This is a genomic window from Aquabacterium lacunae (assembly GCF_004310865.1).
In the GTDB taxonomy this organism is placed as follows: domain Bacteria; phylum Pseudomonadota; class Gammaproteobacteria; order Burkholderiales; family Burkholderiaceae_C; genus Aquabacterium; species Aquabacterium lacunae.
On record NZ_SIXI01000007.1, the window covers coordinates 18,318 to 41,348 of the forward strand.

Genomic DNA, 23,031 nt, shown 5'->3' on the forward strand with positions numbered 1-23,031 from the left:
CCTTCAGCCCCAAGGCGTGCTCAGGGCAGTTCGGTGTTGTCGGGAACGCCGCCAGGGGCCTTGGGCCCGACGCCACTTCCCAGACGGTTTTTAATCGACAGCGACTTGCCGTGCAAGACGTGGCCGTACATGACGGCGTTGTACAGCACCTTCTTCACGTAATCGCGTGTTTCGTTGAAGGGCACGTTTTCGGCCCAGGCGGCGGTTTCCAGGCGGGCGCCTTCACGCCATTTGCGCGGTCGCCCCGGGCCGGCGTTGTAGGCAGCCGCGGCCATGGCCTGCGAGCCGTCGAGGTCGTCCATGACCAGCTTGAGGTAACCGGCACCCAGGCGCAGGTTGGTGTCGCGGTCGGTGATCATGTCGGGCGTGTAGTCGTTCATGCCCAGCTTGCGGGCCGTCCATTGCGCGGTGGCCGGCATCACCTGCATCAACCCTGCCGCACCCACGTGCGAGCGCACCGTGATCTGGAAGCGAGACTCCTGCCGGATCAGGCCGAACATGTAGGCCGCATCGAGGCCCACGTCACGGGCTGCGGCCACGATTTCGCGGCGGAAGGGCAGCGGGAAGCGGGTCACGACATCGAACTCGCTGCGCGTGCGCTCGCTGGTGTTGATGCAGCGGTCCCAGATGTCGAGGCTGCAGGCCAGCTCGGCGGCGGCGATCAGCTCGCGGTCGTTCATGCCGCCCGGCTTCTGGAAGTTCAAGGCGTAGTTCCATTCGCGCGCACCTTCACTGCGCCAGCCTTGCTCGTACAGGCGCAGCGCGCGGTCAAGCCCCGGGTGCTGGCGCGCAGCGTCCATCTCGTCGGGGCCCGGGCGGGCCAGGCGGCTGGGCGCTTTGAGGGGCTGCCCGTTCAGGTCTTCGGCGGCCAGCAAGCCGTAAAAGTGATGGGGCGAAGCCACGCGGCTCAGCATTTCGCGACCGGCCATGCGGCGCGGATCGGCCACCGAGGCCCCAGCCGACTGCGCCAGCAGCGACCGTGCCTTCCAGTACATCCAGGCCGGGTCGGCCTTCTGCTCGGCCGACATGGACTCGTAGGCGAAATCGACCAGCGGCCAGGCGCTGGACTGCCCTGACGTGCTGGCGCGCACGCCCGTGCGCACGGCCCAGGCCAGGGTGTCGGGCGCCCAGGCACGGGCAAAGGGCATGGGGGCTTCGTTCAGCTCAGCCATCACCATGGCGCGGTCGAAATGGCGCACGGCCTCGGGCATCAGGCGCCCGGCCGCCACACGGCCCACCGAGGCCCAGGCCCACACCTGCTGTTCGCGGTCGAGCTGCCAGCGGCGCGCGGCACCGTCCTGACCCAGGGCGGCGGCGGCGGCCACCGGGTCGAGCTGCGCCCAGCGCTGCAGGGCCAGCAGGTTCACCGGGCCCGCGTGAGCAGTGGGCACGGGCGGCGGCGGCGGTACCAGCGCACGGCTGGGTGCCTGTTTGCCCTTGCCGGCCTTGGCGTTCTTCTGGCGCTGGGCCTTGGCCGAAGCTTTGGCCCCCTTGGTCGGCGTGGGCTCGACGGTGGCACCTGGTGCGTGGGCCCCACCGGGTGGCACCACGGCCTGGTCCTGCGTGAGGAAGGCCTGAGGTGCGCCCATCAGCCGGGCAATCGCCTGCTGCGTGGGCTCGCCCAGCAAGCGTGAGGTCTGCGAGATGGCCTTGGGCATGGCGTTGTCCATCGACTGCCACAGCTTGCGCCACACGTCGGAAGGTTGCAGCACATTGGCCGCCAGCAGGGCCTGGGCCATGGTGTCGCAACCGTTGTCGGCGTCGCGCTGGGCCAGCCAGGCCTGACGGGCCTGCTCGCGCAGGTCATTGGGGCCCTCCATGGGCAGGCCCAGCTGCTGGCGGGCCAGCAGGCCCAGGCACAGCACTTCACGGTCATCGGCCATGCGGAAGGCCGGCTGCACACGCAAGAAGTTGCGCCAGTCCTTGCGGCGCCCCAGCTCCAGCAGCCAATCATTGCGGAAGCGGTCGGCCACGTAGGCATCACCCCATCGGGCCATGAACTCGTCGGCCTCGGCCGGGCCCATCTCGACGATGCGCAGCGAGGCCCACCAGTAGTCGGCCCAGGGCGCCAGTGGGTGGCGCTCGGCGATCAGGGCATCACGGGCAGCCAGCAGGCGGGCACGGTCTCGCAGGCGCCAGGCCTCGCGGGCATCGGAGATGCTGTACTCGGCCGCTTGTGCTGTGGAGGCTCCCAGGCCCAGCCCGCTCGCTCCGACCACCAGGGCACAGGCCATGACCACCGACGCCAGCACCGGCCGACGCCCCTTCGCAAAGGTCCACAATCGCATTCTTGATTCTTTCCTCGGGCCCTTGGGCCTCGCACGCCATGCCAGATTCCCGCACCGCCCTTCGCCAGCAACTGCTGCAGGCCCGTCAGGCCTGGGCAGCCACCGAAGCAGCCGTGGCCGCACAGGCCCGGCTGAACGAGCACCTGCTGGCCTTGCTGAGCCAGCTGGAGCCCGAGGGGCTGGGCCTGTACTGGCCAATTCGTGGCGAATTTAACCCATGCCCTGTGGCCGAGACGCTGGCCGGGACATTGAATTTGCAACGCAGCCTGCCCCACGCCTTCAAGGGTGAAGGCGGGGCCGGCCGACGCATGGAGTACCGCGTGTGGGACGGGCAGGCGCCGCGTGCGGTGGACGAGTGCGGCATCGCATGCAGCGACGGCGCGAAGGCCTCCCCCGACGTGCTGCTGGTGCCCTGTGTGGGCTTCACGCGCAGCGGGTTCCGGCTGGGCTATGGCGGCGGGTATTTCGACCGCTACATGGCCGCACACCCCCACGTCACGGCCGTGGGGGTGGCATGGGACGAAGCGCTGGTGGATGACACCGCCTTCGCCCCGCAGGCACACGACCAGCCCTTGATGCTGATCGTCACGCCCTCGGGCGTGGTGGACGCCTGATCAGAAACGCCAGCCGATGCCGACGCCAGCCAGGATCGGGTCGATCTTGACCTTGCCGATCGATGTGCCGCCCGCCAGCAGGTCGGTGCGGATGTAGACCTTCTTGAGGTCGAGGTTCAGGTACACGCCCTTGCCCACCGGGATGTCCACACCGGCCTGGAAGGCGGCGCCGAAGCTGCTGCGGTCGACGTCAAAACCGGCCGGCAGCTTCACGCTGGAGAAGTTGGTGTAGTTCAGGCCAGCCCCCACGTACGGGCGCACACTGCCTTCGGGCATGAAGTGGTACTGCAAGGTCAGGGTGGGCGGCAGGTGCTTGAGGGTGCCGATCTTGCCGCCGTGCGCGGTGGACGACACGTCCTGCTTTTGCGGGTAGGTCAGGATCAGCTCGGCCGCGATGTTCGGCGTGATGAAGTAGCTGATGTCCAGCTCGGGGATGACCTTGCTGTTGATCGACACGTCGGTCACGGCCACGGTGTCCTTGTTGGACGGGTCGAGGTTCACGGCGCGGGCGCGCACCAGCCAGGGGCCTTCGGCGGCCTGGGAGGCCATCACGGGCAGCATCAGGGCGGCAGCAGCAGCCAGGGCGAGCAGGGAGCGTTGCTTGTTCATGGTCTTGTCCTTCAGGTCAATGCGTTGGAATCACGTTGGGTGTGACGCCATTGCAGCAAGACATGCAACCATCGCGATTGACGCACCGCAAGGTCTGCAAGGCCGCCGGCTCGCGCGCCCCGCCCACCTGCGGCAGGTTTGCGCTTGATCAGCATCCCGCGCTCCAGCTGAGGCATTGAGGCAACATGCGCGACCCAAGGCCCAGGGTGTTTCACTCACGCGCAACGGTCGTCAGACACGGCAAGATGTGCACACCCTGATCAGCACCGGCATGACGCCCATGCAACCGACCGCATCCATCGATCAAATCGCCACCCAGGAATTCAAGGTGGCCTTCCCTGAACTGCAGGCACAGCCGGTGCAACAGGCACAGCTGAGGTTTTTCAAACGCCTTGATGACGCTGTGGCAGACGCCTTGTCACGCACCAGCGTGGCATGCCAAGCCGGGTGCGATCACTGCTGTCACTACGTGATCCGAGCCACCGGCGCCGAATTGCTGATGATTCGGCAACACCTGCTTGACCACTTCCCGGCAAGCCGAATCAAAGAAGTGATCGACCGGGCCAAGGCCAATGTGCAGGCGGGCAAAGGCCTGAGCAATGAACAGCTGACTGCCATCAACCTGGCCTGCCCGTTCCTCTCGGCTGGCCAATGCACGATCTACCCGGTACGGCCTGCCAACTGTCGCGGCTACCACTCGACCGACGCCCAGCAATGCCGAGACACCTTCGAGCGGCCTCAAGACGTGCTGCCTCGCAAAGTGGCGCGCGCCGTTGAAGATGCCGCTGGCGGTGTGCTGGGCGGCTACCTCGATGCTCAAAAACGCGCCGGCCTGGACACCCGGGAATACGAATTGAGTTCAGCGCTGGTGGAGGCCATGGCGTCGCCCCAGCTGGCCCAACGCCTGAAGGCCGGCAAGAAAACCTTGCAGAAGGCCCGCGTGATGGCCGGAGGCGCCTGAACTCGGGCTCACAGTCCCAGCTGTTCGCAGATGGCCTTGACCGGCCCAGACTGGTTCATGGTGTAGAAGTGCAGTCCCGGCACGCCCACGGCGCGCAGCTGCTCGCACAGGTCGGTCACCACATCGAGGCCGAAGGCCTGGATGGAGGCCTTGTCGTCACCGAAGCCTTCCAGGCGGGTGCGGATCCAGCGGGGGATCTCGGCGCCACAGGCATCTGAAAACCGCATCAGCTGCGAGCTGTTGGTGATGGGCATGATGCCCGGCACGATGGGGATGTCCACGCCCAGGGCCTGCACGTCTTCGACGAAGCGGAAGTACGCATCGCTGTTGAAGAAGTACTGCGTGATGGCCACGTCGGCACCGGCCTTCACCTTGGTGACAAAGGCCTGCAGGTCGGCCTGCGGGTTGCGGGCCTGCGGGTGCATCTCGGGGTAGGCGCCCACCTCGATGTGGAAGTGGCTGCCGGTTTCTTCGCGGATGAAGGCCACCAGCTCGCTGGCGTACTTGAACTCGCCGAAGCCGCCGTAGCCGCTGGGCAGGTCACCGCGCAGGGCCACCAGGCGCTTGATGCCCTCGGCCTTGAACTGGGCCAGCTGCTCGCGCACGCTGGCTTTGCTGGCGCCGATGCACGAGAAGTGCGGGGCCGCGTCGTGCCCTTCCTTCAGGATGGCGCGCACCGTCTGGATGGTGCCGTCTTGCGTGGAGCCGCCCGCGCCATACGTGACCGAGCAGTACTCGGGCTTGAGCGCGTACAGCTGCTGGCGCACGGCCGTCAGCTTGTCGGCGCCCTCGGGCGTCTTGGGCGGGAAAAACTCGAGGCTGATGGGCAGTGGGCCCGAAGCGAAATCGCTCATGTGTTCAGCTTTCCGGATCAGAGAAAGGGGCAGGTCAGGCCGCAGACGCTGCAGCAGGTGACTGAGCCCAGATGAAGAATTCAAGGTTGCCATCGCCACCCTTGATGGGGCTGTCAAAGCCCTTGAGGGCTTTCCAGCCCAGGTCGGTGCAGGCACGGCGCACCATGTCGCGGGCGCGGGCGTGCTGGGCCGGGTCTTTCACCACGCCGCCCTTGCCCACGTGCTCCTTGCCCACCTCGAACTGCGGCTTGATCAGCAGCAGCACCTGGCCACCCGGCTTGAGCCAGGGGCCCAGGCTGGGCACGATCTTCGACAGCGCGATGAAGGACAGGTCGGCCACGATCAGGTCGAAGCCGCCTTCGGGCGCATGCTGCCCCAGCACGCTGCCTTCCAGCTCGCGCGCGTTCAGCTCTTCGAGGCACACCACGCGCGGGTCGGCGCGCAGGCGCTCGTGCAGCTGGCTGTGGCCCACCTCGATGCCCACCACGCGGGCGGCACCGCGGCTGAGCAGCACGTCGGTGAACCCGCCGGTGCTCTGGCCCACGTCCAGACAGTTCATGCCGGCCACGTCGATGCCGACCACCCCCAGCGCCCCTTCGAGCTTCAGCCCTGCGCGGGACACCCAGCGCAGCTCCTCGTCGTTGGTGATGCGCACCTCGGCACCGTCGGGCAGGTCTTCACCCGATTTGCGCACCGTGGTCCAGCCACGCGGGCCGTTCCATTGCACGCCACCGGATTCGATCAGGCGCTGGGCGGCCGACCGGGTGGGCGCATGCCCCCCGGCCACCAGTTGTTGGTCGGCTCTTGGCATGTCGATCAGTAGCGGTAGGTGTCAGGCTTGTAAGGGCCTTGCTTGGAAACGCCGATGTAGGCGGCCTGCTCGTCGCTCAGCTCGGTCAGCTGGGCATTGAGGGTGACCAGCTGCAGGCGGGCCACCTTTTCGTCGAGGTGCTTGGGCAGCACGTAGACCTTGCCGTTTTCGTAGGCTTCGGGGCGCGTGAACAGCTCGATCTGGGCGATGGTCTGGTTCGCGAAGCTCGACGACATCACGTAGCTGGGGTGACCCGTGCCGCAGCCCAGGTTCACCAGGCGGCCCTTGGCCAGCATGATGATGCGCTTGCCATCGGGGAAGATCACATGGTCGACCTGCGGCTTGATCTCTTCCCAGGTGCACTTGGCTTCGGCCTCGGCCACATCGATCTCGTTGTCGAAGTGACCGATGTTGCACACGATGGCGTTTTCCTTCATCGCCTCCATGTGCTTGTAGGTGATCACGCTCTTGTTGCCGGTGGCGGTCACGAAGATGTCGGCCTTGTCGGCAGCGTAGTCCATGGTCACCACGCGGTAGCCTTCCATGGCGGCCTGCAGGGCGTTGATGGGGTCGATCTCGGTCACCCACACCTGGGCGCTCAGGGCGCGCAGGGCCTGGGCCGAGCCCTTGCCCACGTCACCGTAGCCCGCCACCACGGCGATCTTGCCGGCGATCATCACGTCGGTGGCGCGCTTGATGCCGTCGACCAGCGATTCGCGGCAGCCATACAGGTTGTCGAACTTGCTCTTGGTGACCGAGTCGTTCACGTTGATGGCGCGGAACAGCAGCGTGCCCTTGGCGCTCATTTCGTTCAGGCGGTGCACACCGGTGGTGGTCTCTTCGGTCACGCCGATGATCTCGGCGCCCTTGCGGCTGTACCAGGTGCTGTCTTGCGCCAGCTTGGCCTTGATGGCGGCAAACAGGATGCGCTCTTCTTCGCTGCCGGGGTTGGCCAGCACGGACGGGTCGGTCTCGGCCTTCTTGCCCAGGTGCATCAGCAGTGTGGCGTCACCACCGTCGTCCAGGATCATGTTGGGGCCTTCGCCCTTCGAGCCCTTGGGGCCGAATTCGAAGATGCGGTGGGTGTAGTCCCAGTAGTCTTCCAGCGACTCGCCCTTGTAGGCGAACACGGGCGTGCCGTTGGCCACCAGGGCGGCCGCGGCGTGGTCTTGCGTCGAGAAGATGTTGCAGCTGGCCCAGCGCACTTCCGCTCCAAGAGCTTGCAGGGTCTCGACCAGCACACCGGTCTGGATGGTCATGTGCAGCGAGCCGGTGATGCGCGCGCCCTTCAGGGGCTGGCTGGCGGCGTATTCGCGGCGGATGGCCATCAGGGCCGGCATTTCATGCTCGGCGATGGTGAGTTCCTTGCGGCCCCAATCGGCCAGGGACATGTCGGCGACGACACAGTCAACGCCTTGGTGCTCGGTTTGCAGGGATTTCAGGACAGCGTTCATGACAAAAGCTCCGGTTCAGAGGTGGTGTCTGAAACCGCAGGGCCGACCGGGAAGCTGTCAGGGCGCAAAAACACCGGGCGTGGCTGTTTCAGCCACACGGCGCGCGCAAAGTTCTGCAAACTCACCCAGAGGGACACATGCGGGTGAGCGCCGTTGCAATGGAAAGCGTCTCGAGCCTGGGGACATGCGCCAACGGTGTGGGCAGCCTTGCAACGCTCCTCGAGACAGGCTGCATTCTACATGGGTGAGGGGGCCTGTGCCTGAACACTGGCCGGTCAAAACCCGCCATTTCCGCGAGGCATTTCACGGGTGGTGTCCCCTTGAGACGAGGGTGCTGATTTCCCGCAATGCGGGCTGCAATGCAAGCTCATTAGGGTAACCCCGGTCCTTCTCATCCAGAGCTTCGGCGTTGAATACGCACGGGCAAACGACGTGCCCACGTGCTCTCTAAGGATCCCATCACCATGAACATTCGCCCCCTTGCCATTGCCGCCGCTGCGCTGTTTGCTGCTGCCGGTACCGCCCAAGCCAAACAACTGCTGTGCGTCTGGGACGTCGCCGGCAAGTCGGGCGACGTCTTCAACATGGCCATCGACTACAGCGTGGCCATGCAGAAGGCCGCTGGCGTTGATTTCGAACTCAAGAGCTATGTCGACGAACGCGTGGCCGTGGAAGATTTCCGCGCCGGCCAGTGCGACGGCGTGATCGCCACCGCTTTCCGCATCAAGCCCTTCAACGGCGTGTCGACCTCGATGGACTCCATCGGCTCGGCCACCATCGTGCGCAACAACAAGATCGACCTGCCCGCCAGCTACGACGTGGTACGCAAGGTCATCCAGGTGTTCGCCAGCCCGGCCGGCGGCAAGCTGATGGTCGAAGGCAACTACGAAATCGGCGGCATCTTCCCGCTGGGCGCGGCTTACCCCATCGTGCGTGACCGCACCTGGAACTCGGTCGAAGCCCTGTCGGGCAAGAAGATCGCCGCCTTCGACTACGACAAGGCCCAGGGCGCCATGATCCAGCGCATCGGCGCTCAGCCCGTGTCGGTCGACGTGACCAACATCGGCCCGCGCTTCAACAACGGCTTCGTCGACATGGTCACCCTGCCGGCCGTGGCCTACAAGCCCCTGGAGCTGTACAAGGGCATTGGCAGCAAGGGCGGCATCGGCCGCTTCCCGGTGATGATCCCGACCGTGCAGATGGCCTTCAACCGCAGCAAGCTGCCTGAAGGCTTCGGCGAGAAGTCGCGCACCTTCTGGTTCAACCAGTTCGACCGCGCCATGGGTCTGATCAACAACGCCGAAAAGGGCATCCCGGCCGCCACCTGGGACGACCTGCCCGCCGAAAACGTGCCGAAGTACGTGCTGATGCTGCGCGAGTCGCGCATCGACATCGCCAAGCAAGGCATGTACAACAAGCAGGCCCTGAACATCATGAAGAAGGCCCGCTGCAGCGTGAACCCCTCTGACGCCGAGTGCGCCAGCAAGAACGAAATCGACTGAGTCCAGAACTTCAGCGAACACCTCGGTACACGAGGAGACAAGGAAAGGCCCGCTCACAAAGCGGGCCTTTTTCTTGGGGCGCGGCACTCAGCGCATGGCGATGCGGCACGTCACCAGTCGATCTCGACGCGGTTTCGGCATTCCGCATCCTGCGGGTTCACATGGCAGCGCACGCGCTTGATGATGCGCAAGCCCCGCTGGTCATAAATGCCCTGCTTGGCCATGTCGACGCGGGCCTCCTGCAGCATCAGGGTGTAGCGGTACATGGCATCGGCCGACAGGTCGATCCAGGCCGCCGCCGGGATGTCCATGGTTTCCGCGCGGCGGATCAGCTGCAGCGACCGATCGAACTGCGACAACCACCAGCTGCGCGATTTCTGGCCAAAGCCTTCGGGGAACTTGCTGCGGTCCAGCACCAGCTGGTAGGTCAAGATCATCAGCGGAAACCGCGCCACCCCCCCCTTGGGGCCCATGGCCTCGTCCACGCGCAAAGGGCGAAAGGCCAGCGCGGGCAGCGCGATCACGTCGGTGCGTGCTTCGCGCAGCGCAGGCACCACCGTGGTCACATCGGTGGACACCGGCTGCGCCTGGATGCGCCGGATCATCATGGCCTGGGCCGGGTCGTAGTCCATGGCGGCAATGCGCTTGCCCTTCATGGCCTCGACCGAATCGATGCGGCGGTCACGGGTGATGATGTAGGCGGCCCCAATGGGCGCCATGCCCCCCACCTCGTGCTTGCCCTGGTTCATCAGGGCCTGGGCCTGACTGGAATCGGCCGCAAAGGTCTGCACCAGCTTGCGCAGCACCTCGTAGCTGGCATTGATGTCGATGGCACCGTTGCGCACGATGGTGGTCGAGCCCAGGGTGTCGATGGCACCCGACACGGTGTTGAAGGGCCGTGTGCGCAAGCCCGTGGCCCACAGGGCGTCGCAGCGGCCCGCCTTGTAGTCCTCCACCGCGCGGGCCTCGCTGGTGTAGGCCCGCATCTCGATGAACACGTTCTCGCGCTGCATGGCGAGCACGTAGTCTTTGGCGAAGTTGTAGGCGTCGCCGGTGGTGCCGACCAGGTCGAACACGCACATGGATGCGGCCTGCACAGCACCGCTGGCCATCAGGCCCCAGGCCAGCATGACCCGTTTGGCTCCCGCCACTTTTTTCATGATGTCTCCTCTGAACGGCCACTAGCATACGTCCATCGGCAGACATTCAACTGTCACTTCAGTTCCAGTCTTCCTCCTGGCGGGTCTTGCACTCGTTGTCAGAGGGGTTCACGTGGCAGCGCACTTTTTTCATGATGCGCAGTGCTCGCTTGTCGTAGATGCCCTGCCGCGCCATGTCGATGCGGGCTTCCTGCAGCATCAGGTTGTAGCGGTAAGTGGCCTCGGGGCTGGGGTCCAGCCACAACGAAGCCGACACGTCGATGGTTTCAGCCTTGCGGATCAGCTGCAAGGCCCGGTCGTATTGCGACACCCACCAGGTGCGCGACTTCTGGCCGAAGCCTTCAGGGAACTTGTTGCGGTCCAGGATGACCTGGTAGGTCAGGATCATCAGAGGGAAGCGCCCGATGACGCCGTTGGGCCCCATGGCGTCCTCCACCCGCAGGGGGCGAAACGCCAGAGCCGGCAGGGCGATGATGTCGATGCGGTTGTCCCGGAAGGCCGACATCACGCCATTGATGTCGGTGAGGAAGGGCACGGCCTCGATGCGCCGCACCATCATGGCCTGCGCCGGGTCGTACTCCATCGACATGATGCGCTTGCCCTTCATCGACTCGACCGAGTTGATGCGGCGGTCTTTGGCCAACAGATAGGCCGCGCCAATGGGCGCCACACCGCCCACCTCGTAGCGCCCTTGCGTCATGAGCGCCTGGGCCTGCGGAGAATCGGCCGCGTAGATCTGCAGCAACTTGCGCAAGACCTCGTAGCTGGCATTGATGTCCATGCGGCCATTGCGCACGATGGTGGTCGAGCCATAGGTGTCGATCGAGCCCGACACCAGGTTGAACTGGCGCGTGCGCAGGCCGGTGGCAAACAGCGCATCGCAACGCCCGGCCTTGAACTCTTCCACGGCACGGGCCTCGCTGGGATAGGCCTTGAGGTCGAAGCTCACGTTCTCGCGCTGCATGGCCAGCACGTAGTCTTTCGATGCATTGAAAGCATCGCCTGTGGTGCCCACCAGGTCGAACACGCACAGGGTGGCGGCCTGCGCCGCCCCACTCAAGGTCAGCAAGGCACACCCCGCGGCCAAGATCCATGCGCTCACATGACGTACTGCTGTCGTGACCACTTCAGTTCCAGTCTTCTTCCTGGCGCGTCTTGCACTCGTTGTCGGCAGGGTTCACGTGGCAGCGCACCTTCTTCAGGATGCGCAAGCCCCGCTTGTCGTAGATACCCTGGCGTGCAATGTCGAGCCGAGCCTCCTGCAGCATCAGGGTGTAGCGGTAGATGGCGTCATCGGGCAAGGTCATCCAGGCGCGGGCTGGAATGTCCAATGCTTCAGACCGGCGAATGAGTTGCAACATGCGGTCGTACTGGCTCATGAACCAGGTGCGCGAGCGGGGCCCGAAACCTTCGGGAAACTTGCTCGGGTCGATGATGACCTGGTAGGACAGCAGCATCAGCGGAAACCGCACCACGGCACCCGACACGCCCAGTGCCGAATCGACCTGGAACGGCCCGAAGGCCAGGGCTGGCAGGGCAATGACATCGACCTTGTTGTCACGGAAGAAGGGCACGATCTGCGACACCTCCATGGGCGTGGGCACCGCCTTGATGCGCCGGATCATCATGCTTTGCGCCGGGTCATGCGGCAGCGCGATCACGCGCTTGCCGGCCAGCGCCTCGACCGTGGTGATGCGGCGGTCTCGGGTGATCAGGTAGGCCGCCCCCACAGGCATGATCCCTCCCACCTCGTACTTGCCCTGCACCATCAGGTTGTAGACCTGCGGCGAGTCGGCCGAGTAGGTCTGCAGCAGCTTGCGCATGACTTCGTAGCTGGCGTCGATGTCGAGCTGGCCATTGCGGATGATGGTGGTGCCGCCCAGGCTGTCGATGGCGCCGGTCGCCCGGTTGTACTGACGCAAGCGAAGCCCGGTGGCCAGGATGCCATCGCACAGCCCCGCCCGGAAGTCGTCATGGGCCCTCGCCTCGTCCTGGTACACCTTGAACGTGAGCGAAGCCCCCTGCCGCTGCATGGCCAGTGCGTAGTCCTGCATGAGGCTGGGCATGGGCCCTGCATTGCCCGCAGGGTCGAACACGCACATCGACGCGGCGTGCGACACCCCGCTGCCCAGGGCACCGATGGCCAAGAGTACCGCTGAACACCAAGACCTGAACTGCATGGGTGGCGCCTTACGCTCAATACAAACGAAGTACCAGCATATCCAGACACCCCCGGCCACCGCGATGCGGGAATGCCCGCTCCCGCTCGCTTTCACTGATGGGGGAAGTCAGGCCACCGCACCGTCACATTGCACCCTGTTGCGCCCGGCACGTTTACCGGCGTAGAGCGCTGAATCGGCCCGGGAAATGGCCTGCTCGGCCGTTTCACCCTCGCGCACCTCGCTCACGCCGAAGGTGGCGGTGATCGGCAGGCCGCGCACCGGTTGCCGGGCCACCGCCTGACGCAGGCGTTCGGCCACCTGAACAGCCTCGCCTGCATCGGTGTCGGGCAGCACGATGAGGAACTCTTCGCCACCCCAGCGCGCCAGGTGGTCGATGTCGCGCACCCCGGCGGCCAGGGTCTGGCTCACCTGGCGCAGCACCTCATCGCCCGCGTCGTGGCCCAAGGTGTCATTGACCTGCTTGAAGTGGTCGATGTCGGCCATCACGAAGGACAGCACCTGGCGCCCACGCTGCAGCCGGCGCTCTTCGTGGCGAATGACGTCCATCAGGGCCCGGCGGTTGCTGAGCTGGGTGAGCGGGTCGGTGGTGGCCAGGGCGCGCAGCTGCCGTTCGACCTTCTGGATCTGCAGGAAGTAAAAGGCCGCCAAGAAGCACAGGATGACCATGCAGGCCACCAGGTTGAAATAGTGCAGAAAGTTCAGCACCGGCAGGTCCAGCACCACCTGTGGGGCTCGGGTTCGGAAAGCCACATCCACCCCGATGGCCACCCCGGCCAGCGCCGGCGTGAAGAACAGCTTGTCGCCGCGGTGGATCACGCTGCTGACAATGACCACCGGCAAAGGCAACAGCAGGTAGTAATGAAAGCCGCTGCCCCACCCCAGCACCCACAGGGCCAACACGGCATGGCCGATGACTTCGACCCCAGCCATGATCAAGGCGCCACGCAACTGACCGCGCCGGGCCAGGTGGAACATCAGCCAATAGCACAGCACACTGGCCACATTGACCACCGCCAACACCTGCACACCGGCCCACAGCATCAGCAGCAGGAAGCACAGGTGGGTGACCCCTGCCACCAGGGCCGTGCCCAGCAGCACCAGAGCGAAACCCTGCTGGTGCACCGAGAGCGGTTGCCCGGCCGCATCCACGGTGGGCACTTGGTCCTGGAAATAGGCGAGCACAGACATGACCTCGGGGGCGATGGCCCCCAGTGCCATCTTATCGACGCGAGCCCCCCGCCCCTTGAGCCTGCACAGAAACAGTCAAGCCTGAGACAATAGCGGGTTCCCCGCCCTGCTCTTTGCATTCCGAGGCCCGACGTGACCGATTCCCCCCATGGCGCCGAGACGCGCCGCCGCCGCACCTTCGCCATCATTTCCCACCCCGACGCCGGCAAAACGACGCTGACGGAAAAGCTGCTGCTGTTCTCGGGCGCGATCCACATTGCGGGCTCGGTGAAGGCACGCAAGGCCTCGCGCCATGCCACGTCCGACTGGATGGAAATCGAAAAGCAGCGCGGCATCTCGGTGGCCTCGTCGGTGATGCAGATGCTGTACCGCGAGCACGTGGTCAACCTGCTCGACACCCCGGGCCACAAAGACTTCTCGGAAGACACCTACCGCGTGCTGACCGCGGTCGACTCGGCCCTGATGGTGATCGACGCGGCCAACGGCGTGGAAGCCCAGACCAAGCGCCTGATCGAGGTCTGCCGCCAGCGCGACACCCCCATCATCACCTTCGTGAACAAGATGGACCGCGAAGGCCGCGACCCGCTGGAGCTGCTCGATGAAGTCGAGCAGGAGCTGGGCATGCCCTGCGTGCCCATGACCTGGCCGGTGGGTCAGGGCAAGCAGTTCGGCGGCATCGTGAACCTGCGCACCCAAAGCATGCGCTTGTTCAGCGCCGGCGAAGACAAGCGCAGCGACGAATACGAAGAGATCCCGCTGAGCGAGCGCGACAAACTGGCCGAGCGCTTCGGCCACGACTGGGAACTGGCCGAAGGCAACATGGAACTGATGGCCGAAGCCGCGCCGGCCTTCGACATCGAGCAGTTCCTGGCCGCCAAGCAGACGCCCGTGTTCTTCGGCTCGGCCGTGAACAACTTCGGCGTGCAGGAAGTGCTGGACGCCCTGGTCGACCTGGCCCCCTCGCCACGCCCTCGATTCAGCACCGAAAAAGACGGCAGCCAGAAGGAAATCACCCCCGACATGCCCAATTTCTCGGGCGTGGTGTTCAAGGTGCAGGCCAACATGGACCCGTCGCACCGCGACCGCATCGCCTTCGTGCGCGTGTGCTCGGGCAAGTACGAGCCGGGCATGAAGCTCAAGGTGCAGCGCAGCGCCAAGGAACTGCGCCCCACCTCGGTGGTGACCTTCCTGTCACAGCGCCGCGAAGCGGTCGACGAGGCCTTTGCGGGCGACATCATCGGCTTCACCACCCACGGCGGCGTGCAACTGGGCGACACCATCACCGACGGCATCACCCTGCAGTACACCGGCCTGCCCTTCTTCGCGCCCGAGCTGTTCCAGGCCGTCGAGCTGAAGAACCCCATGAAGAGCAAGCAGCTGCAAGCCGGCCTGCTGCAGCTGGGTGAAGAGGGCGCCATCCAGGTGTTCCGCCCCGAGGTGGGCGGCATGATGCTGCTGGGCGCGGTCGGGCAGCTGCAGTTCGAAGTGGTGCAGCACCGCCTGATGGCCGAGTACGGCGTGGACATCCGCCTGATGCCCTGCCGCTTCACAGGGGCCCGCTGGATCACGGCCGAAACGCCGGAGGCCATGAAGAAATTCTGCGACGAGAACGCCAGCAAGCTGGCCCTCGACGCCGCCGACACCCTGGCCTACATGATCACCTCGACCTACGACCTGCGGCTGACGGCCGAGCGCCACCCGCAGATCAAGTTCCACCCGCTGCGCGAGCATGCGGGCTTGAGCCTGTCGAACCAGTGATGCGCAGGGCAGGCGCACAAGCACCTGCCGCGCTCAGGGCGTCAGCCAGTACTCATCCAGCATCCGGAAGCCCCACTGCCCCGGGTTCTCGCGCGATTCGATCTGGTCGTTCGATTTCGACAGGTCGATCACTTCCGGTGCAATCGGCTCATTGGCACGGGTCGAGAAAAAGGCCTTCACCGTGGGCTGCAGCAGCGACTGCCCGCCCTGCACCACCACCACGGCCAGCTTGCCCGACTTCAACCGCACCAGCGAACCGGTGGGGTAGATGCCGATGCTCTTGACGAAGGCCTGGAACACGCGAGGGTCGAAATGCCCCTCCTGCGCCCATTGCGCCATCTTCTGAAGGGATTCAGACGGGTCCCAACCCGCCTTGTACGGGCGGTTCGAGGTGATGGCGTCGTACACGTCGCACACCGCCCCCATGCGCGAGTAGATGGAAATGTCGTCGCCGGCCAGGCCATGCGGGTAGCCCTTGCCGTTCACCTTCTCATGGTGGTGGAGGCACACGTCCATGGGCACCTCGCCCACGCCGCGGGCCTCCTTGAGCATGTCGTAGCCGGCCTGCGGGTGTGATTTCATGATGGCGAACTCGGCCTCGGTCAGCTTGCCTGGCTTGTTCAGCACCTCGTTCGGCATCATGGCCTTGCCCAGGTCATGCACCAGCCCGGCCATGCCGGCCTCTCGTGTGTCGGCCTCGTTCAAGCCCAGCTGGCGGGCCAAGGCCACCATGAGGGCACACACGGCCACGCTGTGCATGTAGGTGTAGTCGTCGCTGGTTTTCAGGCGGGCCAGGCTCACGATGGCGCCCGGATTGCGCGACACCGACTGCGTGATGTCGTCCACCAGGGGCAGGCAATGCTCGGCATCCACGGCCTTGCCCAGGCGCGCGTCTTCGAACATGCTTTTCATCTGGCCGCGCGCCTGCTGCACGATGCGGTTGGCGCGCACCACCTCTTCTTCGAAAGGCACAGGCCGAGGCGGCTCCGACTGGGCTACCAGCACCAGCGGAGCAGTGTCGCCCACATGCTCGGGTTCTTCCGCAGGCTCGTGCAGCGAGGCTGCTCCTGGCGCCTCTTTGGACACATCCAAGCCCTTGCGGGTGTCGATCACCACCTCTTTGACCGCGCCCCCCTGCAACTGGAGCAATTGCTTGTCCGAACTCAACAGGAAGCTGCTGCGCCAGAACGGGTGGTCCATCCAGGAACCACACACCTCCTGCACGTACATGCCGGTTCGCAGCTGTTGGATGGGAATTTTCTTGAGCATGGCAGGGCTTGGAGCCGCCTGAGCAACACTGCTGTGGATATCGGCATGTGCGAACCAGGGTTGAGTGGCAGGCCCATGCACCCAGCCTTGGGCCTGCTGAACCCAGGCGCCCATCGTGGGCACCTGGGTCTACCCGGGATCAACGGTTGCCGCTGTACTCGTAGCGACGCATGAAGCTGCGCGTGGGGCTGTCAAAGGTCTCCACTTGCAGCACCTTGTAGCCGATGCCATCCTGCCCTGGGTCGCCCAGGTTGATCTGGGTCTCGGCACGCCCCTGCGCGTTGGGCAGCAAATCCTCACTCGCATCGGCATAGTTGCCGCCTGCATTGCGGCCGGCATACACGCGGGCCAGGAAGCCCGTGTTCAAGCGCATGGCACCCACATTCGTCTGATTGAAAAAGTCGGTGTCCAAGTCAAATGCATCCAGCGACGAAGGCAACACAATGTCCGGGAAGGGCGACGAGGCCGCCGTCATCTCCGCCAGCGTCACGGGGCGCTTGAACAGCTTGCGCTGGTAGGTGTGCAGCACGGTGCCGCTGCCGCCCTCCAGCGCAATCTGGTACACCGACCCATCGGGAATGGCGGCAATCTCTTGATCGGTCATCAGCGCCGAGCCACCGCAATCCTGTTCGGTCAGGGTGTACAGCGAACCGCCGATGCCGCCGATCTCGTAGCGGCCAGGGGCACCGCCAGGCTGGAACACCAGGCCCAACTCGGGCAGACCAGGCCCGGTCACCCGCACGGTGGAGACGCCGCTGCTGTTGGCCGTGTCATAGTCTTCGATGTAGAACTCTAGGCCCGATCGCTTGCAGTCCCCATTCACCGATGCATTGTCCTGAGTGATCACGGCCAGGGCCATGGCGCTCACATCGATCACCTCCTGGTTGCCGTGCAGCTTCCAGGTCGTGGCGTCCGACGCGCGTGCCAGCTTGAAGTCACGCACCACATCGATCACCGCGCCATTGGCGGCACGCACCGTCATGGTCACCGTGGCGTATTCGGTGTTGGCATCGCCGTAGTCGAAGCCCTGAATCTCCACGTCGGTGAACCGCGCGTTGACCATCAGCCCGTCTCCTGCCAGTTCGCTGGCAAACAGCAGCTTGTCGCGGTCGTTCATGAGGAAGTCGTCGGTCAACTGGGCCTGGATGTCGCCAGGGTCTGGCAACCCGCCCGCAAACAGCCCCGTGAAGGCCTGCAAGGCTGCCCGCACGCGGGTGATGTCATCGGCCGCGGTGCTGAGGTCGGTGGTGTTACTCATGACCGGCGGGTTGGTTTCGGCACCGGCCTTCACGGCCAGGTCGTCGGAAATGGTTTCGCTGGTCAGCACATTGCGCAAAGTGGCCGTGTTGTTGACGCTGTCGTACTCCACGCGCACGGCATCCAGCGCCTTGTCCAGCGCGCTCACCAAGGGGGTGAACGGCGTGCGCAACAAGTCGGTCGCGGCATCCACGCCCATGGCCGACAGCACTGGCAGCAGCTTTTCCTTGAGCTTGGCCACCTCGGCATTGAGGGCAGCGGGGCTCAGTTCGTTGGCCGCACTGCCCTGGAAGCGCTCAAAGTAGCCTGAAGCCAGCTCACCGGCCACGTTCGACAGCACCAGGTCGGTCAGCGGTGTGATGTTGATGGTGCCATTGGCATCGGCGCTGGTGGCGCCCGAGTGCAACGTGTAGGTGGCGCTCCCCGCCGTGCCTGACGCACGGAACACAAAAGGCCCGGTCATGTCGGACACGTCCACCGTGTATGCACCATTGGCGCCAATGGTCACGGTCTTGACTCGGCCTGTGGCGTCTTTCACGGCCACGGTCCCGACCAGCGGCAAACCTGCTGCCGCCGTACCTGAGATTGTCAAGGTGGTGGGCGATGTGCCCGTGCTGTCATCGCTGTCGCCGCCGCAGGCCGACAGCAGCACGGACATCGCCAGCGCTGAATAGAAAAAGTTGGACTTCATCGCACACTCCTTTGAGACATTGAATGGGTATCGCGCCGCAACAGGCGCAATTCATGTCATCGGCCGATGGCGGTGGCCGATGAAGCAGCGCATGCCCCCGACGCGGTGTTAAGTCACATGAGTTGCCAATCCCACCATCTGCTCTTAAGATGCAACAAATCACGCCAAACAGGGGTTCTGCATGTTCCAAGTGAGACACATTGCGTGTGCCAGCGCATTGGCCTTCACCGCCATTGGCTCAGCCCAAGCGGCCAGCTACACGGCACAGGCCAACCTGAGCAACTTGCAGTTCCAAGTGATCGACCTGACCCCAGGCGACGGCCTGACCGCCGGATTCACTTACGACATGAACAGCCCCCTGGCCTTTGTCGGAGCCATCACGGTGATCGAACCGGTGTTCGGCGGCAGCATTCAAGATGTGAAGAACATTCGCCGGTCATCGCCCGTGAGCAGCAGCTCGCCGTTTGATGTCAGCAGCCAGAGCACCTGGGCCGACGCCGGCCGCACCGGCTTTGCCAGCGCACAAGCAGGCACGCTCAGCAGTGGTGTCACCCTCAACGCCATGGGCTCGGTGCTGTACACCGAAAGCGTGGCCGCCGCCCTGAACCTTGACGTCACGCAGCCTGACCCGAGCGTGCTGCCCGCTCAACGCGTGCTGGTGCTGGCGCCCTACACCAGCGTGACGCTCACCGGGCTGGCTCGCACCAGCCTGACCCTGGCAGATGCCACGGCCTGCCCCAACTGTGCTTACGACATTGAGGCACAGACCGCGCTGCTGAACAGCGAACTGTTTGACACCTACTTCAACGGAGAAGACGGCAACCTGCTGGACAGCACCGATGTGCTCGGCCAGGACTACATGGCGATGGGCATCAACCGCTTCTACCAGCCCGACCAGTTGGGCAACGTGACGCTGGAGAGCACCCTCAGCATCACCCTGCGCAACGACACGGCCCAGACCAAGACCATGGGCTTCATTGCCGACACCTGGGTGTACGCACGCACCTTCCAGGGCGTGACCACGCCGGTGCCTGAAGCCAGCACCTGGGCCTTGTTTGCAGGAGGCATTGCCACGGTGCTGGTGGCCGGCAGGCGCCGGCGTGCAACCAGCCACCCAGCCGTGGCCTGAACTGGCGCGGCTGAGGGCCTGAAGCAAGGACTGTCTTACAGGCCGGCCGCTGCACGCAGCGCAGCCACCTTGTCCGTGCGCTCCCAGCTGAACTCGGGCTCTTCGCGGCCGAAGTGGCCGTAAGCCGCGGTCTTGCTGTAGATGGGGCGCAGCAGGTCGAGCATCTGGATGATGCCCTTGGGGCGCAGGTCGAAAATGCCGGCTTCGGCCACGATCTGCGACAGTTTTTCGTCAGACACCACGCCCGTGCCCTCGGTGTACACCGTGATGTTCATGGGCTGGGCCACGCCGATGGCGTAGGCCACCTGCACCTGGCACTGCTTGGCCAGGCCGGCGGCCACGATGTTCTTGGCCACGTAACGGGCGGCGTAAGCGGCCGAGCGGTCCACCTTCGAGGGGTCTTTGCCCGAGAAGGCACCACCACCGTGCGGGCAGGCGCCGCCGTAGGTGTCCACGATGATCTTGCGGCCGGTCAGGCCACAGTCGCCTTGCGGGCCACCGATCACGAAACGGCCGGTCGGGTTGATCAGGTAGCGGGTGTTCTGCAGCCATTCCTTGGGCAGCACCGGCTTGATGATCTCTTCGATGATGGCCTCGTTGAACTCGGGCTTCATCTTGTCGCCCAGGCTCCACTCAGGCGCGTGCTGGGTGCTCAGCACCACGGTGTCGATGCTGTGGGGCTTGCCATCCACGTAGCGCATGGTCACCTGGCTCTTGGCATCAGGGCGCAGGAAGGGCAGGCGGCCATCCTTGCGCAGCTGGGCCTGGCGCTCGACCAGGCGGTGCGCGTAATAAATGGGCGCAGGCATCAGCTCGGGCGTTTCGTTGCAGGCGTAGCCGAACATCAGGCCCTGGTCACCGGCGCCGATGTTCAGGAAATCGTCAGACGCATGGTCCACGCCCTGGGCGATGTCGTTGCTCTGCTTGTCGTAGGCCACCAGCACGGCGCAACCCTTGTAGTCGATGCCGTACTCGGTGTTGTCGTAGCCGATGCGCTTGATGGTGTCGCGCGCCACCTGGATGTAATCGACGTGCGCGTTGGTCGTGATCTCGCCGGCCAGCACCACCAGGCCGGTGTTGCACAGCGTTTCGGCGGCCACACGGCTCTTCGGGTCTTGCTCGAAGATGGCGTCGAGGATGGCGTCAGAGATCTGGTCGGCCACCTTGTCAGGGTGCCCTTCAGAGACGGATTCGGAAGTGAAGAGGAAATCGTTCGCCACGGTGTGTGCTCCAGAAAGTTGTGACCTCGGCGTGTCGCCGTGGCTGGGGGAGCAAACAACTTTCTCCGGGCAGCGGCGAACGCTTTAGCGGCATGTTTGAATCGCCCCGCAAGTTGTCCTGTTAACTCGGCGATGCAGAAAGTGTAGCGCAAGGGCTCATTTCCGGTGTCCGCATCAGGCATGGTCTGCGGGCCTTTATCATTCGCGCCACCATGACCCGTGTGTTTTTCATGCTGGCTCACTGGCCTCTGGGGCTGCTTCAGGCCATCGGGGTCGTGCTGGGCTGGTTGGCCTTCCTGCTGTCGCCCTCTTACCGCCGCCGCCTGTGGCAGCACGGCGGGGCGGCGGGCCTGACGGTGGGGCAAAGGCTGTCGGCCGTGGCCCACGCCGGGCGCATGGTGGCCGAAACCCCGTACCTGTGGGGACGCCCCCGTGACGCCAGCCTGGGCCAGCGCGTTCAATGGCGGGGTGCAGAGCATGTCGATCAGGCCGTCGCCCAAGGCCGGGGCGTGATGATCCTCACCCCCCACCTGGGTTGCTTCGAGGTGGTGGCTCAGGCCTACGCCGAGCGCCACGGCGCCGAGCACCCCATCACCGCGCTGTACCGGCCCTCCAAGCAGCCCTGGCTGGCCGAGATGATGGTGCACGCGCGCAACCGCCCGGGCATCCTGGCCAGCCCCGCCACCTTGAGCGGTGTGCGTCAGCTCGTTCGGGCGCTCAAAAAGGGCGACACCATCGGCGTTCTGCCCGACCAGGTGCCCCCTGAAGGCATGGGCGAATGGGCGCCTTTTTTTGGTCGGTCTGCCTACACCATGACCATGGCCGCCAAGCTGATCGCCCAAACCGGCTGCACCCCGGTCCTGTTGCGCGGCGAACGCCTCGGCCTGTTGCAACGCTGGCGCCAGGGCTGTGATTTCGTTGTGCATGCCACGGCGGTGCATGCGCCTGCCATGGCCGTGCTGCGCGAAGGCAACAACGTCCGTTCCGCCGAGGTCATGAACCAGCTCATGGAAGCCATGATCCGCCAGTGTCCCGAGCAATACCTCTGGGGCTACAACCGCTACAAGGGCCCCAGGCCCGACATCCTGACCACGGCGGCCGAACCATGAAAAGCTTCGGCATTCGCCTGTTCCTGTCGTTCATGTGGTTGCTGCACTGGCTGCCCCTGCCGGTGCTGGCGGCCCTGGGCCGTGGCCTGGGCGCCCTGCTCTACCGTCTGGCGGGCTCGCGCCGCAAGATCGGCCTGCGCAACCTCGAACTGTGTTTGCCCGGCATGCCACTGGCCGAGCGCCAGGCCTTGCTGAAACAGCACTTCGGCTGGCTCACGCGCAGCCTGATCGAGCGCAGTGTGCTGTGGTACGGCAGCGAGCAGCGTGTGAAAGGGTACATCCAGGTCGAAGGTGACATTGGCCTGGCCGAGCGCGTGTTCCAGGAAACCGGCCGCCCCACCATGTGGCTGTGCCCGCACTTCGTGGGCCTCGATGTGGCCGGTGCGGCCATTTTGTTGTGCCAGCCCCGCCCCGGCGCGTCGATCTACCAGACACAAAGCAACCCCGTCATCGATGCCGCCATGCGCCGCGGGCGCCTGCGTTTCGGTGACGCCGAGATCTTCCCGCGCAGCGATTCGGTCAAGCCGCTGCTGCGCGCCGTGAAACAGGGCCGCGGCTTCTTCAACCTGCCTGACATGGACTTCGGTCGCCAAGATTCGGCATTTGTGCCCTTCTTCGGCGTTCCTGCAGCCACCTTGCTGGCGCCTTCGCGGCTGGCGCGCATGCTGAACATGGTGGTGCAGCCCGTGATCGCCGAGATGCTGCCGGGTGGCCAGGGCTACAAGGTGCACTTCATGCCGCCGCTGGACAACTTCCCCACGGCCGACACCGAAGCCGACACCCTGCGCCTGAACCAGTACATCGAGCAGCAGATCCTGCGCAACCCCAGCCAGTACCTGTGGGTGCACAAGCGCTTCAAGACCCGTCCAGAAGGCGAACCCAGCCTTTATTGACGTGGCGCAAACAGCCCCCTGGCTGCGCTCAATTTCCCCTCACCAGCGGCCGATACCTGCTCAGAGCCGGTCATCAGTGTG

19 protein-coding genes and 1 riboswitch are annotated in these 23,031 nt (G+C 65.0%); of the genes, 7 read left to right on the top strand and 12 right to left on the bottom strand.

What is annotated here, in order from left to right; genetic code table 11:
• Nucleotides 1-20 precede the first annotated feature (20 nt).
• Nucleotides 21-2,288 carry a lytic transglycosylase domain-containing protein gene (locus EYS42_RS14810; protein WP_130968973.1) on the bottom strand — a complete coding sequence of 756 codons (2,268 nt, stop codon included), beginning with the start codon at nucleotides 2,286-2,288 and terminating at the stop codon, nucleotides 21-23.
• Nucleotides 2,289-2,326: 38 nt separating this feature from the next.
• On the opposite strand from EYS42_RS14810, the gene EYS42_RS14815 reads away from it, so the two are divergent.
• A complete protein-coding gene (locus EYS42_RS14815) occupies nucleotides 2,327-2,902 on the top strand; it encodes a 5-formyltetrahydrofolate cyclo-ligase (protein ID WP_130968974.1) in 576 nt (191 codons plus the stop codon).
• Here the strand turns inward: EYS42_RS14815 and EYS42_RS14820 are convergent, their stop codons facing one another.
• Entirely contained in the window at nucleotides 2,903-3,511 is a 609-nt protein-coding gene (locus tag EYS42_RS14820; protein ID WP_130968975.1) for an OmpW/AlkL family protein, read from the bottom strand. It abuts the gene before it with no gap.
• 280 nt (nucleotides 3,512-3,791) lie between these two features.
• On the opposite strand from EYS42_RS14820, the gene EYS42_RS14825 reads away from it, so the two are divergent.
• Nucleotides 3,792-4,472 (top strand): YkgJ family cysteine cluster protein, encoded by a 681-nt coding sequence (locus EYS42_RS14825; protein WP_165456806.1) that lies wholly within the window; start codon nucleotides 3,792-3,794, stop codon nucleotides 4,470-4,472.
• Between the two features lie 8 nt (nucleotides 4,473-4,480).
• Here EYS42_RS14825 and metF read toward each other — a convergent pair whose 3' ends face one another.
• From metF to ahcY, 3 genes are read right to left on the bottom strand one after another with little or no spacing between them, the layout of a single operon-like run.
• Nucleotides 4,481-5,326 (bottom strand): methylenetetrahydrofolate reductase [NAD(P)H], encoded by an 846-nt coding sequence (metF, locus tag EYS42_RS14830; RefSeq protein WP_130968977.1) that lies wholly within the window; start codon nucleotides 5,324-5,326, stop codon nucleotides 4,481-4,483.
• 34 nt (nucleotides 5,327-5,360) lie between these two features.
• Nucleotides 5,361-6,137 (bottom strand): TlyA family RNA methyltransferase, encoded by a 777-nt coding sequence (locus tag EYS42_RS14835; protein ID WP_130968978.1) that lies wholly within the window; start codon nucleotides 6,135-6,137, stop codon nucleotides 5,361-5,363.
• Between the two features lie 5 nt (nucleotides 6,138-6,142).
• Nucleotides 6,143-7,591, bottom strand: a complete 1,449-nt coding sequence (gene ahcY, locus EYS42_RS14840) for an adenosylhomocysteinase (protein ID WP_130968979.1) — start codon at nucleotides 7,589-7,591, stop codon at nucleotides 6,143-6,145.
• A 138-nt stretch (nucleotides 7,592-7,729) separates the two neighbouring features.
• Nucleotides 7,730-7,818: riboswitch (S-adenosyl-L-homocysteine riboswitch) on the bottom strand.
• A 237-nt stretch (nucleotides 7,819-8,055) separates the two neighbouring features.
• Here ahcY and EYS42_RS14845 point away from each other — a divergent pair.
• A complete protein-coding gene (locus EYS42_RS14845) occupies nucleotides 8,056-9,093 on the top strand; it encodes a putative solute-binding protein (protein ID WP_130968980.1) in 1,038 nt (345 codons plus the stop codon).
• A gap of 110 nt (nucleotides 9,094-9,203) precedes the next feature.
• Here the strand turns inward: EYS42_RS14845 and EYS42_RS14850 are convergent, their stop codons facing one another.
• From EYS42_RS14850 to EYS42_RS14865, 4 genes are all read right to left on the bottom strand, one after another.
• Nucleotides 9,204-10,253 (bottom strand): putative solute-binding protein, encoded by a 1,050-nt coding sequence (locus EYS42_RS14850; protein ID WP_130968981.1) that lies wholly within the window; start codon nucleotides 10,251-10,253, stop codon nucleotides 9,204-9,206.
• Nucleotides 10,254-10,311: 58 nt separating this feature from the next.
• Nucleotides 10,312-11,355, bottom strand: a complete 1,044-nt coding sequence (locus EYS42_RS14855; RefSeq protein ID WP_130968982.1) for a putative solute-binding protein — start codon at nucleotides 11,353-11,355, stop codon at nucleotides 10,312-10,314.
• 25 nt (nucleotides 11,356-11,380) lie between these two features.
• A complete protein-coding gene (locus EYS42_RS14860) occupies nucleotides 11,381-12,433 on the bottom strand; it encodes a putative solute-binding protein (protein ID WP_130968983.1) in 1,053 nt (350 codons plus the stop codon).
• Nucleotides 12,434-12,541: 108 nt separating this feature from the next.
• On the bottom strand, nucleotides 12,542-13,624 hold the full coding sequence (locus tag EYS42_RS14865) for a GGDEF domain-containing protein (RefSeq protein ID WP_165456807.1): 1,083 nt from the start codon (nucleotides 13,622-13,624) through the stop codon (nucleotides 12,542-12,544).
• 132 nt (nucleotides 13,625-13,756) lie between these two features.
• Here EYS42_RS14865 and EYS42_RS14870 point away from each other — a divergent pair, with 132 nt between their 5' ends.
• Complete coding sequence (locus EYS42_RS14870; RefSeq protein WP_130968985.1) at nucleotides 13,757-15,382, top strand: peptide chain release factor 3; 1,626 nt, start codon at nucleotides 13,757-13,759, stop codon at nucleotides 15,380-15,382.
• 33 nt (nucleotides 15,383-15,415) lie between these two features.
• On the opposite strand, the gene EYS42_RS14875 is transcribed toward EYS42_RS14870, so the two are convergent.
• Both EYS42_RS14875 and EYS42_RS14880 read right to left on the bottom strand, forming a co-directional pair.
• Complete coding sequence (locus EYS42_RS14875) at nucleotides 15,416-16,651, bottom strand: cyclic di-GMP phosphodiesterase (RefSeq protein ID WP_130968986.1); 1,236 nt, start codon at nucleotides 16,649-16,651, stop codon at nucleotides 15,416-15,418.
• Between the two features lie 139 nt (nucleotides 16,652-16,790).
• Nucleotides 16,791-18,599, bottom strand: a complete 1,809-nt coding sequence (locus EYS42_RS14880; RefSeq protein WP_130968987.1) for a hypothetical protein — start codon at nucleotides 18,597-18,599, stop codon at nucleotides 16,791-16,793.
• Nucleotides 18,600-18,780: 181 nt separating this feature from the next.
• Here EYS42_RS14880 and EYS42_RS14885 point away from each other — a divergent pair, with 181 nt between their 5' ends.
• Nucleotides 18,781-19,728 (top strand): hypothetical protein, encoded by a 948-nt coding sequence (locus EYS42_RS14885; RefSeq protein ID WP_130968988.1) that lies wholly within the window; start codon nucleotides 18,781-18,783, stop codon nucleotides 19,726-19,728.
• A 35-nt stretch (nucleotides 19,729-19,763) separates the two neighbouring features.
• Here EYS42_RS14885 and metK read toward each other — a convergent pair whose 3' ends face one another.
• Nucleotides 19,764-20,948 (bottom strand): methionine adenosyltransferase, encoded by a 1,185-nt coding sequence (gene metK / locus EYS42_RS14890; protein ID WP_130968989.1) that lies wholly within the window; start codon nucleotides 20,946-20,948, stop codon nucleotides 19,764-19,766.
• Nucleotides 20,949-21,160: 212 nt separating this feature from the next.
• Here metK and EYS42_RS14895 point away from each other — a divergent pair, with 212 nt between their 5' ends.
• Both EYS42_RS14895 and EYS42_RS14900 read left to right on the top strand, forming a co-directional pair.
• Nucleotides 21,161-22,057, top strand: coding sequence for a lysophospholipid acyltransferase family protein (locus EYS42_RS14895; protein ID WP_130968990.1), 897 nt, complete (start codon nucleotides 21,161-21,163; stop codon nucleotides 22,055-22,057).
• Nucleotides 22,054-22,950, top strand: a complete 897-nt coding sequence (locus EYS42_RS14900; protein WP_130968991.1) for an LpxL/LpxP family acyltransferase — start codon at nucleotides 22,054-22,056, stop codon at nucleotides 22,948-22,950. The genes EYS42_RS14895 and EYS42_RS14900 overlap by 4 nt, the downstream gene beginning before the upstream one ends.
• Nucleotides 22,951-23,031: the final 81 nt, after the last annotated feature.